This is a genomic window from Streptomyces sp. GESEQ-35, from assembly GCF_017948485.1.
GTDB lineage: Bacteria > Actinomycetota > Actinomycetes > Streptomycetales > Streptomycetaceae > Streptomyces.
The window spans coordinates 1-12,862 of the sequence record NZ_JAFFSX010000009.1 but is presented as its reverse complement, the minus strand read 5'-3'; the positions used below and the strand labels follow the sequence as shown (position 1 = coordinate 12,862).

The 12,862-nt window shown below is 69.2% G+C and carries 12 protein-coding genes and 1 riboswitch; of the genes, 3 read left to right on the top strand and 9 right to left on the bottom strand.

What is annotated here, in order from left to right:
- Nucleotides 1–54: 54 nt before the first annotated feature.
- Together KCH87_RS18925 and KCH87_RS18920 are read left to right on the top strand one after the other, a co-directional pair.
- Nucleotides 55–1,470, top strand: a complete 1,416-nt coding sequence (locus tag KCH87_RS18925) for an SLC13 family permease (protein ID WP_210587326.1) — start codon at nt 55–57, stop codon at nt 1,468–1,470.
- A gap of 122 nt (nt 1,471–1,592) precedes the next feature.
- Nucleotides 1,593–2,786 carry a glycerate kinase gene (locus KCH87_RS18920; protein ID WP_210587325.1) on the top strand — a complete coding sequence of 398 codons (1,194 nt, stop codon included), beginning with the start codon at nt 1,593–1,595 and terminating at the stop codon, nt 2,784–2,786.
- On the opposite strand, the gene KCH87_RS18915 is transcribed toward KCH87_RS18920, so the two are convergent.
- The 6 genes from KCH87_RS18915 to KCH87_RS18890 all read right to left on the bottom strand — a co-directional run bounded on the left by KCH87_RS18915 (nt 2,741) and on the right by KCH87_RS18890 (nt 9,808).
- A complete protein-coding gene (locus KCH87_RS18915) occupies nt 2,741–4,099 on the bottom strand; it encodes an aminotransferase class V-fold PLP-dependent enzyme (RefSeq protein WP_210587324.1) in 1,359 nt (452 codons plus the stop codon). The genes KCH87_RS18920 and KCH87_RS18915 overlap by 46 nt on opposite strands.
- Before the next feature lie 42 nt (nt 4,100–4,141).
- Nucleotides 4,142–4,258, bottom strand: a riboswitch (SAM riboswitch).
- Nucleotides 4,259–4,331: 73 nt separating this feature from the next.
- Entirely contained in the window at nt 4,332–5,396 is a 1,065-nt protein-coding gene (trpD, locus tag KCH87_RS18910; RefSeq protein WP_210587323.1) for an anthranilate phosphoribosyltransferase, read from the bottom strand.
- Nucleotides 5,397–5,625: 229 nt separating this feature from the next.
- Entirely contained in the window at nt 5,626–7,266 is a 1,641-nt protein-coding gene (locus KCH87_RS18905) for a cytochrome bc complex cytochrome b subunit (protein ID WP_210587322.1), read from the bottom strand.
- Nucleotides 7,263–8,318, bottom strand: coding sequence for a ubiquinol-cytochrome c reductase iron-sulfur subunit (locus tag KCH87_RS18900; RefSeq protein WP_210587321.1), 1,056 nt, complete (start codon nt 8,316–8,318; stop codon nt 7,263–7,265). Before KCH87_RS18900 ends, KCH87_RS18905 begins: the two co-directional genes overlap by 4 nt.
- Entirely contained in the window at nt 8,315–9,124 is an 810-nt protein-coding gene (locus KCH87_RS18895) for a c-type cytochrome (RefSeq protein WP_210587320.1), read from the bottom strand. The genes KCH87_RS18900 and KCH87_RS18895 overlap by 4 nt, the downstream gene beginning before the upstream one ends.
- 63 nt (nt 9,125–9,187) lie before the next feature.
- Entirely contained in the window at nt 9,188–9,808 is a 621-nt protein-coding gene (locus KCH87_RS18890; protein ID WP_210587319.1) for a heme-copper oxidase subunit III, read from the bottom strand.
- Nucleotides 9,809–9,975: 167 nt separating this feature from the next.
- Between KCH87_RS18890 and KCH87_RS18885 the strand changes: the two genes are divergently transcribed.
- On the top strand, nt 9,976–10,377 hold the full coding sequence (locus KCH87_RS18885; RefSeq protein WP_210587318.1) for a response regulator transcription factor: 402 nt from the start codon (nt 9,976–9,978) through the stop codon (nt 10,375–10,377).
- Nucleotides 10,378–10,382: 5 nt separating this feature from the next.
- On the opposite strand, the gene KCH87_RS18880 is transcribed toward KCH87_RS18885, so the two are convergent.
- From KCH87_RS18880 to KCH87_RS18870, 3 genes are all read right to left on the bottom strand, one after another.
- Entirely contained in the window at nt 10,383–11,648 is a 1,266-nt protein-coding gene (locus tag KCH87_RS18880) for an Ig-like domain-containing protein (RefSeq protein WP_210587317.1), read from the bottom strand.
- A 131-nt stretch (nt 11,649–11,779) separates the two neighbouring features.
- Nucleotides 11,780–12,178 (bottom strand): cytochrome c oxidase subunit 4, encoded by a 399-nt coding sequence (locus tag KCH87_RS18875; RefSeq protein ID WP_210587316.1) that lies wholly within the window; start codon nt 12,176–12,178, stop codon nt 11,780–11,782.
- Nucleotides 12,175–12,862, bottom strand: a 688-nt coding sequence (locus KCH87_RS18870; protein WP_210587315.1) for a cbb3-type cytochrome c oxidase subunit I, incomplete at its 5' end; no start/stop codon positions are given. The genes KCH87_RS18875 and KCH87_RS18870, both read right to left, overlap by 4 nt.

The following is a 12,862-nucleotide window of genomic DNA, read 5'->3' as shown; positions in this document are numbered from 1 at the left end:
TCCCTTCATCCACGGCTCATCGCAGACTCACGGCCCGGGTGAACTCTCGATGACGTGACCCTGAACCTCCGCCTCACCACCGCCCTGTGCGTGGCGCTGTCCCTGTGCGCACTGCTCGCGGTCCCGGGCAACTTCCCCGGTCTGGGCGGGGAGGCGCGGCTGACCCTCGTCGTGTTCGCGCTGGCGACGTGCGCCTGGATCGGTACGCCGATCGACGACACGTACATCGCGCTGGGCGCCGGACTCGCCCTCACGGTCACCGGGGTGATCAGCAGCGACACCCTGTTCGGCACCCTCGGCGACTCCACGGTGTGGCTGCTGATCTGTGCCTTCGTGCTGGCGGCGGCGGTGGCCCGGACCGGGCTCGCCGGGCGGGCGGCGGCGTTCCTGGTGGGCGGGGCCCGCACGGTACGGCAGCTGGTGCACCTGACGACGGCCGCGCTGGTGGTCACGGCGTTCGCGGTACCGGCGACCTCGGGCCGGGCGGCGCTCGCGCTCCCGGTCTTCCTGGCCCTCGCCAAGGCGCTCGCCGACCGGAAACGACTGGTCGTGATGCTGGCGCTGCTGTTCCCGACCGTGATCCTTCTGTCTGCGGTGGCGACGCTGATCGGGGCGGGCGCACATCTGATCACCGTGTCGGTGCTGTGGGAGGCGGCCGGCGAGCGGATCGGGTTCACCGAGTGGCTGCTGCTGGGGCTGCCGCTGGCCGTGGCCTCCTCTCACCTGGCCGCGGAGGCCGTCCTGCTGACGACCACCCGCCGCGCGGACCGCCGGGGCCCCGTGCACATCACCGCCGAGCAGATCCAGCGGCACACCGACACCCCGGTCACCGGTCCCTGGACACAGGCCGAGACGCGCTGCGCGCTGCTGCTCGGCACGGTCGTGCTGCTGTGGTGCTGCGAGCCGCTGCACCGGGTGCCGCCCGCGGTCGTCGCGCTGATCGGCGCGGTCGTGGCGGCCTCGCCCGCGCTGGGCACCGTAGGCCTGAAGGACGCCCTGAAAACGGTGCCGTGGTCACTGCTGCTGTTCATGGCGGCGACCATGGCGATGGGTGTCGCGCTCGCCGACTCGGGCGCGGCGCGGTGGCTGGTCTCGGGGCTGCCCGCGGGAGTCACCCCGACCGTCTTCCTGGCGGTCGTGATCGCGGTCAGCACGGCCGCGCACCTGGTACTCCAGTCACGCTCGGCCCGCTCGTCGGTGCTGGTCCCGCTGGTCGTGGCGGCCTCCGTCGGCGCCGGGGTCAACCCGGTCGCCGCCGCCCTCGCGTCCACCGCCGCCGCGGGCTTCTGCCACACGCTCCCGGCCTCGGCCAAGCCGGTCACGCTCTTCGCGGAGATCCCCGGCACCCCCACCTACACACCCCGCGACCTGCTGCGTCTGTCCGCCGTCCTGGCACCGCTGACGGCGGCGCTCGTCCTGCTCTTCGCCGTCGCGGTATGGCCGCTGCTCGGCGTCCCGCCGACCCGCTAAGCGCTCCGCTGGATATGCGGTTCGTTCGCCGCGGGCCGGTGGGGGCTGGTCGCGCAGTTCCCCGCGCCCCTTGCGGGGCGCGGTTCCGCACCCGAATTCCCCAAGACCGCTTAGGAGATCCCATGCTGACCCGAGTCGTCGTAGCGCCCAGCGGCTTCAAGGAGTCCCTGTCCGCCCAGGCCGCCGCCGACGCCATCGCCGACGGCGTCCGCCGGGTCCTCCCGGACGCCGCCCTCGACCTCATCCCCCTGGTGGACGGCGGTGAGGGCACCGCGGCCGCGCTGGCCGCCGCGACCGGGGGACGGCTCGTCGCGCTGCCCGCCAGGGGCCCGGTCGGTGAGACCCTCGGCACCCACTTCGCGCTGCTCGGCTCCGGGGACACGGCGGTCGTGGAGATGGCCGCGGTGGCCGGCCTCTCCCTCGTCCCCCGCACCCTGCGCGACCCGGGCGCCACCACGACCTACGGCGTCGGCGAGCTGATCCGCGCCGCGCTCGACACCGGCGTACGGCGGATCCTGGTCGGCTGCGGCGACTCGGGTACGTCGGACGGTGGCGCGGGCGCGCTCCAGGCACTCGGGGCCCGGCTGCTGGACGCGGACGGGTTCGAACTCCCTCACGGCGGCCGTGAGTTGAGCCGCCTGCGCCGGATCGACGGTTCCGGCCTCGACGCGCGCCTGCGGCAGGTCGAGCTGCTCGTCGCCTGCAACCCGTACAACGTGCTGTGCGGAGAGCGGGGCGTGGCCCGTGTCTTCGGACCGCAGAAGGGGGCGACACCCGCGCAGGTGGAGGAGCTGTCGGCAGGCCTGGAGAACTGGGCCGGCGTCCTCACCCGCGACCTGGCCGTCACCGGCACCGATCTGTACGGCGGTCCCGGCACCGGCGCCTCCGGTGGCCTGGGCGCCGGGCTCGCCGCCCTCGGCGCCCGTCTCCTCCCCCGCTTCGACGTGCTGCTCGACCACCTCGACCTGGACGCCCGGCTGGCCCGCGCCGACCTGGTGGTCACCGCCGAGGGCGCCCTGGACCACCAGACACCGCGCGGGAAGGTCCCCGCCGAGGTGGCGCGGCGGGCCAAGCTGCACGGACGCCCGGTGCTCGCGCTGGCGGGCACCCTCGGCGAGGGCGCGCACGACGTGCCGGGCGTGGACGCGTGCAGCGGGATCCTGCCGGCGCCGATGGCGCTGGCCGAGGCGCTGGTGCGGGCTTCGGAACTGCTCACCGACGCCACCGAGCGCGCGCTGAGGATGATCCTGCTGGGCGCCCGGCTACCGGTTCACGCGGAGGTGTCGGGAACGCAACGCCCGTCCTCCGTGCGGTAGTTCCACTGGGCGCCGTCCCGGACGAGCTCCTTCACGGCCGTCACGAAACGCTCGACGTGCTCGTCCGGCGTGCCCGCACCGAAGCTCACGCGGATGGCGTTGAGGGACTTCTCGCCGGGCGCGGCTTCGGGAGCGCCGCACTCGCCCTGGCTCTGCGGGTCGCTGCCGAGCAGGGTGCGGACCAGGGGGTGGGCGCAGAAGAGGCCGTCGCGGACGCCGATGCCGTACTCGGCGGAGAGGGCGGCGGCGAAGTGCGAGCTGTTCCAGCCGTCGACGACGAAGGAGATGACCCCGACGCGCGGGGCGTCGTCGCCGAAGAGGGAGAGGATCCTGACCTCGGGCACCTCGGCGAGCCCCGCACGCACGATGTCGATCAGGTACTGCTCACGGGCGACCAGCGCGTCGAAACCGGCCTCGGTGAGGGCCTTGCAGGCGGAGGCGATGGAGTAGGCGCCGATGACGTTCGGAGAGCCCGCCTCGTGCCGGGCGGCGGTGTCGTGCCACTCCACATCCACTCCCCCGTCCGTGCGCCGGGTGACCTTGCGGCTGGCGCCGCCGCCCGCGAGGTAGGGGTCGGCGGCCTTCAGCCAGTCGGCGCGGCCGGCCAGGACACCGGAGCCGAAGGGGGCGTACAGCTTGTGCCCGGAGAAGGCGACCCAGTCGACGTCGAGGTCCTGGACGGAGACCGGGTGGTGCGGGGCCAGCTGGGCGGCGTCGAGCACGATCCGGGCGCCGTGGGCGTGCGCGGCGGCGGCCAGCTCCCGCACCGGCCACAGCTCACCGGTGACGTTGGAAGCGCCGGTGACACAGACGAGGGCCGGGCCCCGCGGGTCACGCTCGGCGAGGGCCCGCTCCAGGGTCCGTACGGCCTGCTGCGGGGTGCGCGGCGCGTTGAGGTAGGTGACCTTCGCGTCCTGCCACGGCAGCAACGAGGCGTGGTGCTCGGTCTCGAAGACGAAGACCTGGCAGTCGGCGGGGAGGGCGGCGGCGAGGAGGTTCAGCGAATCCGTGGTGGACCGGGTGAAGACCAGCTGGTCGTCGGTACGGCAGTCCAGGAACTCGGCGACGGTCCTGCGCGCGTTCTCGAAGAGGTCGGTCGACAGCTGGGAGAGGTAGCCGGCGCCGCGGTGGACACTGCCGTAGTAGGGCGCGTATGCCGCCACGTCGTCCCAGACCCGCTGGAGCGCGGGCGCGCTGGCCGCGTAGTCGAGCGCGGCGTAGGTGACCTCGCCGCCGGTGACGAGCGGGACGGTGACATCCCGGCCGAGGACGGACAGCGGGGCACAAATGGACCGAGTGGTGGTGACAGACACAGAAGGCTCCTCGACGACCAGGACCCCTGGTGTCTTTCGAGGGGCCCGCGCTTGCCGCAGACCTCGCTGCCTACGGCCTGGTCTTCACCCGGGGCACCCCGCCACGGACGGAGGGTTGCCGGACAGTCGGCCGGGGCCTCATGACTGTCACTCATGACCTGGGCAGGAAAGTACGTGAAATGATCGACGTCCCGCAACCCGTGTCCGGATTGCGGGACGTGACCGTGGACCGCTACTTGTTGCTGGCGGCCACCCAGCGCTCCAGCGTCAGCTTGGCCGCGCCGGAGTCGATCGACTCGGCGGCCTTCTCCATCCCGGCGCGGATCTGCTCCACGAGCGACGTACCGGCCGGTTCCAGCGCCACCAGCGCCGCCGCCGAGTTCAGCACCACGGCGTCCCGCACCGGGCCCGTCTCGCCGTCCAGCAGGCGCCGGGCGACCTCCGCGTTGTACGAGGAGTCCGCGCCCCGCAACGCCTCCACCGGCACCATTTCGAGGCCGACGTCGCGCGGGTCGAAGGACTCCTCGGTGACCTTGCCGTCGCGGACGATCCACACCCGGGAGGTGGCCGTGGTGGTCAGCTCGTCCAGTCCGTCGTCGCCGCGGAACACCAGGGAGGAGTTGCCGCGCTCGGCGAAGACGCCGGCCACGATCGGCGCCATCCGGAGGTCCGCGACGCCGACCGCCTGGGCCCTCACCTTCGCCGGGTTGGTCAGCGGCCCGAGGAAGTTGAACGTCGTCCGGATCCCCAACTGGCCACGCGCCGCCGCCACATGACGCAGCGCCGGGTGGAACTTCACCGCGAAACAGAAGGTGATCCCGGCGACCTCGGCGACCTCGGCGACCCGCTGCGGCGTCAGCTCCAGATTGACGCCCAGCTTCTCCAGGACGTCCGAGGCGCCGGACGCCGAGGACGCGGCCCGGTTGCCGTGCTTGACGACCTTCGCGCCCGTACCGGCGACGACGATCGAGGACATGGTGGAGATGTTCACCGTCCTGGCGCCGTCACCGCCCGTGCCGACGATGTCGACCGTACGCCCCGGCACCTCGATCACGTTCGCGTGCTCGTACATCGTCCGGACGAGCCCGGCGATCTCCTCCACGGTCTCGCCCTTGGCGCGCAGCGCAACCGCGAACCCGGCGATCTGTGCGTCGGTCGCCTCGCCACGCATGATCCGGTCCATCGCCCAGGCCGTGTCGTCGGCGCTCTGGTCCCGGCCCTCCAGCAGCCCGTTCAGCACCTCTGGCCAGGAACGGCCCGCCGCGATGTCGCCTCCAGCGGGGGTCACAGCGCTCATAGCCGCTCCTGTGGGTCGTAGAAGAGTGTGAGCCCACCCTATCCAGCCGCGGGCATGGCGAAGGGCCCCCGTCCGAAGACCGGACGGGGGCCCTTCAACCGTGGCGTGGCTAGCGGTCCTGACGAGTCCGCGGTTCGGCCGCGCCCCTTTAGGGGCGCGGGGAACTGCGCGACCAGCCACAACGGCGCCGCAGACGACAACGGACATATCACCGGCACTCAGCGGAGCGTCAGTGGTGGCCGTGGCCGCTGGTGATCTCCTTGTACTCCTCGACGGACGGCTTGGCGATCTGGCTCTCGTCGCCGTAGTACGCCTTGCTGAGCTTGGCGCGCAGCTTCTGGGAGCCCTTCACCTTGCGCTCGACACCGTTCTCGTCGACCAGCGGGCCGATCTCGGCCGGCTCGTACTGCTCATGAGCCGTGAGGGTGTACAGCGCGTCCTGGCTGAGCGGCTCGTGGATCTCGACGAACTCACCGTGCGGCAGACGCTTGATGATGCCCGACTCACGGCCGTGCAGCACCTTGTCCCGGTCACGACGCTGGAGGCCGAGGCAGATCCGCTTGGTGGCGATGAACGCGAGGACCGGGGCGACGAAGAACGCGATCCGGACGAACCAGGTGATGGCGTTGATCGACAGGTGGAAGTGGGTGGCCCAGAGGTCGTTTCCACCACCGATCAGCAGCACCATGTACCAGGTGATCCAGGCGACACCGAAGCCCGTACGGGTCGGCGCGTTGCGCGGGCGGTCCAGGATGTGGTGCTCGCGCTTGTCGCCGGTGACCCAGGACTCGATGAACGGGTAGACCGCGATCGCGACCAGGACCAGCGGGAAGATCATCAGCGGGATGAACACACCCAGGACGAGTGTGTGACCCCAGAAGTTGACCTCCCAACCGGGCATGACGCGGATCAGGCCCTCGGAGAAGCCCATGTACCAGTCGGGCTGGGCGCCGGTCGACACCTGGTCCGGACGGTAGGGGCCCATGGCCCAGATCGGGTTGATCGTGGCGATCGCGGAGATGGCCGCGATGACACCGAAGACCAGGAAGAAGAAGCCTCCGGCCTTGGCCATGTACACCGGCAGCAGCGGCATGCCGACGACGTTCTTGTTGGTGCGGCCGGGGCCCGCGAACTGCGTGTGCTTGTGGTAGAAGACCAGGATCAGATGGCCGACCACCAGGCCGAGCATGATGCCCGGCAGCAGCAGGATGTGGATCGAGTAGAAGCGGGCCACGAAGTCGCCGCCCGGGAACTCGCCGCCGAAGAGGAAGAACGACAGATACGTGCCGACGATGGGCACGGACAGGATCGCGCCCTCCATGAAGCGGACACCGGTGCCGGAGAGCAGGTCGTCCGGGAGCGAGTAGCCGGTGAAGCCGGTGAACATGCCCAGGACGAACAGCAGGAAGCCGAACAGCCAGTTGACCTCACGCGGCTTGCGGAACGCGCCCGTGAAGAACACCCGCATCATGTGCACGAACATGGCGGCCAGGAAGACCAGCGCCGCCCAGTGGTGGATCTGCCGGATGAGCAGACCGCCGCGGACGTCGAAGGAGATGTGCAGCGTGGAGCTGAACGCCTCCGACATCAGCTGGCCCTGAAGCGGGATGTAACTGCCGTGGTACTCCACCTCGTTCATCGACGGGTGGAAGAACAGCGTCAGATACACACCCGTGAGGATGATGATGATGAAGCTGTAGAGGCAGACCTCACCCAACATGAACGACCAGTGGTCGGGGAAGATCTTGCGCATGTTGGTCTTGGCCAGGGAGTAGATCCCCAGCCGGCCGTCGGCCCAGTCGGCGACGCGCTCGCCGCCCGGCGCCTTCTCGCGCGAGCGCGAGTCGTTGGTGGTCGTCTCAGTGCTCATCCGCGCTCCCAGAATGCAGGACCGACGGGCTCTTCGAAGTCGCTGAGCGCCTCGAGGTAGCCCTCGTCGTTCACGCCGATGCGTAGCTGCGGCAGGGCGTGACCGGCGGGACCGAAGATCACTCGGGCACCGTCGGAGAGGTCGAAGGTGGACTGGTGGCAGGGGCAGAGGACGTGGTGCGTCTGCTGCTCGTACAGGGAGATCGGGCAACCGACGTGGGTGCAGATCTTCGAGTACGCCACGATGCCCTCGTGGGACCACTCCAGCTCGCGCTTGTCCTTGATGTTGTCCGGCTGAATCCGGACGATCATCAGGGCGTCCTTGGCGATGTGCTGCTGGAAGTCCTCGTCGTGCTCCTCCAGGCCCTCGGGCTTGGCGAAGGTGAGCGAGCCGACCACGACGTCGGAGGGACGCAGCGGTTCGTCGGTGTTCATGTTGACGAGCAGCTTGCCCTTGCGCCAGCTCGTGTGGCGGAGCTTGGTCTCGGGCAGCGGGCCGAGGTCGCGCAGCAGGACGACGCCGGCGAGCGGGACCATGGCCAGCGCGCCGAACATCGTGTTGCGGATCAGCTTGCGGCGGCCGAGCGCGGACTCCTTGGCGCCCTGCTTGAAGTCGGCCATGACCTTGGCCTTGACCTCGGGCTCCGCCTCGATCGCGTGGCGCTCGTCGACCATCTCCTCGTCGGACATCAGCGTGCGGGCCCAGTGGACCGCGCCCGCGCCGATGGCGAAGAGGGCGATGCCGAGCGTCATGCCCAGCGCGAAGTTCAGCCCGCTGATGTGGCCCAGCGGGAAGATGTAGACCGACTTGTCGGCGGGGATCGTCACAAACGACGCGATGAAGCCGACGGTGGCCAGCATCGACAGCGTGAACAGCATGGCCACCGTGCGCTCGGACCGGCTGGCGGCCCGCTCGTCGATGTCCTGGACGCGGTGCTCGTGGGGCGGCAGACCGGGGTCGGCGAACGGGTGCTTCTCGTCCGCGACGCCTACTGCGCCGTGCGTGTCCTGCTCAGCGGGCAGGTTCTCTTCTGGAATGTCTTGGCTACTCATGACTTCTTGGCCTTTGCGGTCCGAGCGGCGACCCAGACGGCGACCGCGATCAGCGCGCCGAGTCCGAAGACCCACGCGAACAGGCCCTCGCTGACCGGACCGAGTCCGCCCAGCTCAAGACCGCCGGGGCTCTCGGTGTCGTCGCCGTTGACCGCGTCGAGGTACGCGATGATGTCCTTCTTGTTCTGCTCCGACAGCGTGGTGTCGGGGAAGGAAGGCATGTTCTGCGGGCCGGTCTGCATGGCCTCGTAGACGTGCTTCGGGTCGACGCCCTCAAGGTCCGGTGCGAACTTGCCGTGCGTCAGCGCGCCGCCCTTGCCGGTGAAGTTGTGGCACTGCGCGCAGTTGGTGCGGAACAGCTCGCCGCCCTTGGCGATGTCGGCGCCCTCGGGGCCGTACTCCGCCTCGGTCGGGACGGTCGGACCGGCACCCAGCGAGGAGATGTACGCGGCCAGCTGGTCGATCTCTGCCTGCGAGTAGATGACCTTCTTCTTCGGGACCTGCGCGCCGGGCTGCTGGGCCGGCATGCGGCCGGTGCCGACCTGGAAGTCGACGGCCGCGGCGCCCACGCCCACGAGGCTCGGACCATCAGAGGTGCCCTGACCGCCGGTGCCGTGGCAGCTGGCGCAGCCGACGGCGTAGAGCTTCTTGCCCTCGTCGATGGCGAGGGACTGGGCGGTTGTATCTGCCTGCGCCTTGTCCGCAGGCGCGAACACGGCGTACAGCCCCCCGGTGCATGCCAGCGCGAGGAGTAGGACGACGAGCGCCGCCAGCGGATGGCGTCGTCGTGCGGAGAGCTTTTTCACGGATTACCCCGGTGTCAGGATCTTCTGCGTCGATGCTTCTGGAATGTTCGGGAGCGGGCCCGGCTACTTGATCAAATAGATCGTGGCGAAGAGGCCGATCCAGACGACATCGACGAAGTGCCAGTAGTAGGACACGACGATGGCGGCGGTCGCCTGCTCGTGAGTGAACCTCTTGGCCGCGTAAGTGCGGCCGAGAACGAACAGGAAGGCGATGAGGCCGCCCGTCACGTGCAGGCCGTGGAAGCCGGTGGTCAGGTAGAACACCGAGCCGTACGGGTCCGAGGAGAGCGAGAGCCCGTCCTTCTTCACCAGCTCCGTGTACTCGAAGATCTGACCGCCGATAAAGATCGCACCCATGATGAAAGTGATGATGAACCAGCCCCGGAGCCTCTTCACATCACCGCGCTCGGCGGCGAAGACGCCGAGCTGGCAGGTGAGGGAGGAGAGCACCAGGATCGTGGTGTTCACCGAGGAGAAGGGGACGTTGAGGGCGTGCGCCATCTCCTTCCAGTGATCGGGTCCCGTCACCGATCGCAGGGTGAAGTACATCGCGAAGAGGGCCGCGAAGAACATCAGCTCGGAACTCAGCCAGATGATGGTTCCGACGCTGGTGAGGTTCGGCCGGTTGACCGACGGGTGCGCGTGCCCGGTATCTACTGTCGTTGCTGTCGCCACGACCGACATTATGTCGGTCGCTTATCCCGCCCTCACTCCGGGGGGTGCCGTTCGGAGTGTTCGCAGCTCGTGGACTGCCCGTATGGCCCATCGCAGGGGTGTTCCAACAGGTGTTGACGGAGAGTCCGAGGGAGTAGCATCCGCGGCAGGTTCCCGACCAACGACGCGGAGGAACAATGCAGGCGACCGCCACGGTGCTGGTCTACAGCGACGACTCCAACACCCGTGAGCAGGTACGGCTGGCGACCGGGCGCAGGCCGGCTCCGGACGTGCCCGTCGTGGAGTTCGTGGAGTGTGCGACGCCGGCTGCCGTGCTCACGGAGCTGGACAAGGGCGGGATCGACGTCTGCGTCCTGGACGGTGAGGCCGTGCCGATGGGTGGCATGGGCGTCTGCCGGCAGATCAAGGACGAGGTGTTCAACTGCCCGCCGGTGCTGGTGCTCATCGGGCGGCCTCAGGATGCCTGGCTGGCTACCTGGAGCCGGGCCGAGGCCGCCGTGACGTTGCCGGTGGATCCGGTGGAGTTCGCCTCGGCGTTGGCTTCCTTGTTGCGCGGGAAGAGTGCGCTGAGCGCCTAGGCAGGTCACACGGCCGCAGGTCGCAGCCTTGACGCGTCCTCCGGCTTCGGACCCTCCGGGTTGCCCTTGAGCAGGGCGCTGCCGTGCCGCCAGTTCTTCCACTCCAGGTTCCAGTCGCCGAAGCCGTTGCCGAAGGGTTCCATCGTTTCGCCGTAGGAGTTGACGACCTCGACGAGGTCGCCCGCGCGGACGTTCTCGTAGAACCAGGCGGCGTTGCCGGTGCTCATGCCGGTGCAGCCGTGGCTGACGTTGGCGTAGCCCTGGGAGCCGACGGACCAGGGGGCGGCGTGGACGTACTCGCCGCTGTAGGTGACCTGGGTCGCCCAGTAGACGGGCAGGTCGTACGACTCCGAGGAACCCTCGGCGATACCGATGCTGGTGCCGCGCATTCGTACGAAGTACTGCTTGCCGAGTACGACCTTGACGCCGTTGCGGGTCTCGAAGCCGGCCTTGCCGGTGGTGACGGGGATGTCGTTGATCGCCTCGCCGTTCTTGTAGACGGTCATGGAGTGGGACGACGCGTCCGTCACGGCGATGACCCTGTCGCCCGTGGTGAGCTTCAGTGGTTTGGTGCTGCCGCCCCAGAGGCGGTCGCTGATCTTTATGCCCTCCAGGGTGCTGCGGACCCGGATGGTGGCGTGGGTGGGCCAGTACTCCTTGGGACGGTAGTGGAGTTCCTTGTCGTCCACCCAGTGCCAGGCGCCCTCAGCGGCCGGCGTGGACTCGACCTTGAGGGCCCGTTCGATCACGGCCCGCTGGGCCTTCAGTTTGACTGGCTGGTCCAGTTCGGCCGTGATGGGCTGGCCGACGCCGTACGTGCCCGCCTGCGGCCCGAATGCCACCTTCAGTCGCTTCTTCGTGAGGGGCTTGCCGGTGTCGAAGGTGAGGACCTTGCGGCCGGGCGCACCGTCCTCGTCCTCCGTGCTCACCCGGACCGTGTAGTGGGCGTCCGCGGCGAGTGGTGAGGTGCTGTGCCAGCGGGAGCCGTCGGCGGAGAGTTCACCGGCCACGTACCGGCCTCTGCCGTCCATGGCCGTGACGTCCGTGATACGGCCGTCCGAGCCCTCGGCGGTGACCTCCAGGGGCTTGTCCGGGTCGGCCTTCTTCTCGCCCTTGGAGGGGCCGTTGAAGGCGATCTGGTCCGCCGCGTCGTACGGCGCGGCGGACAGCGGGTTGCCGTCGCTGCCGCAGCCCGTGACGCCCGCGCCGAGGGCGATCACCAGCAGCGTGCAGCCGACTGCGGTGCGGGTGGTGCGGGGTGAGTGGTTCATGGCTTCACGCTAGGAAGCCCCGTCAACCGCGGCGCGCTGGGCGACACGTACGAGTGAACCGGATTGCGGCAAAAGCAGGAGCCCGGACCCTCCGTGTCGGAGTGTCCGGGCTCCAGAGCGCTCGGCGTGTGCTACTGGGTGCGGTTCTCACCGCGGTAGTACTCGAAGACCCAGCCCCACAGGCCCATCAAGATCAGCGGAGCCGAGAAGTACATCAGCCACCAGCCGATCGCGACCGACAGGAAGGCGAGCGCGCCGCCGATCCCGAGGGAGAGCGGCTGCCAGCTGTGCGGGCTGAAGAACCCGACCTCGCCGGCGTCGTCCGCGACGTCCGCCTCCTTGTTGTCCTGGGCACCCGCGTCGACCCGCCGGGCGGTGAAGCCCAGATAGAAGCCGATCATGATGCACAGGCCGAAGGCCAGGAAGAGGGCCGTGGTACCGGCCGGCTCCTTCGACCACACGCCATAGACGACCGCCATGGCGAGGACGAAGACGCTCAGCCACATGAACATCTTGCCCTGGATCTTCACTTGCCGGCCTCCTTGCCGCCCGCGAGAGCCTTCTCACCGTGAGGCGCGTTCTCGAGCTGGTCGAGAGCGGCGATCTCGGGGTGGTGCAGGTCGAACGCCGGGGATTCGCTGCGAATCCGCGGCAGGGTGAGGAAGTTGTGCCGCGGCGGCGGGCAGGACGTCGCCCACTCGAGCGAGCGGCCGTAGCCCCACGGGTCGTCGACCTCGACCTTCTTGCCGTACTTGGCCGTCTTCCACACGTTGTAGAGGAACGGCAGTATCGACAGGCCGAGCACGAACGAGCTGATCGTCGAGATCGTGTTCAGCGCGGTGAAGCCGTCGGCCGCCAGGTAGTCGGCGTACCGGCGCGGCATGCCCTCGGCGCCCAGCCAGTGCTGGACCAGGAAGGTGCCGTGGAAGCCGATGAACAGCGTCCAGAAGGTGATCTTGCCGAGGCGCTCGTCGAGCATCTTGCCGGTCATCTTCGGCCACCAGAAGTGGAAGCCGGAGAACATCGCGAAGACGACGGTGCCGAAGACGACGTAGTGGAAGTGCGCCACCACGAAGTACGAGTCCGAGACGTGGAAGTCCATCGGCGGCGAGGCCAGGATGACACCGGTCAGACCACCGAAGGTGAAGGTGATCAGGAAGCCGACCGCCCACAGCATCGGTGTTTCGAAGGACAAGGAGCCCTTCCACATCGTT

Coding starts and splice junctions, on each gene's coding strand:
- KCH87_RS18920 (WP_210587325.1), top strand. CDS start 1,593: ATGCTGACCCGAGTCGTCGTAGCGCCCAGCGGCTTCAAGGAGTCCCTG.
- trpD (WP_210587323.1), bottom strand. CDS start 5,396: ATGAGCGCTGTGACCCCCGCTGGAGGCGACATCGCGGCGGGCCGTTCC.
- KCH87_RS18905 (WP_210587322.1), bottom strand. CDS start 7,266: ATGAGCACTGAGACGACCACCAACGACTCGCGCTCGCGCGAGAAGGCG.
- KCH87_RS18900 (WP_210587321.1), bottom strand. CDS start 8,318: ATGAGTAGCCAAGACATTCCAGAAGAGAACCTGCCCGCTGAGCAGGAC.
- KCH87_RS18890 (WP_210587319.1), bottom strand. CDS start 9,808: ATGTCGGTCGTGGCGACAGCAACGACAGTAGATACCGGGCACGCGCAC.
- KCH87_RS18885 (WP_210587318.1), top strand. CDS start 9,976: ATGCAGGCGACCGCCACGGTGCTGGTCTACAGCGACGACTCCAACACC.
- KCH87_RS18880 (WP_210587317.1), bottom strand. CDS start 11,648: ATGAACCACTCACCCCGCACCACCCGCACCGCAGTCGGCTGCACGCTG.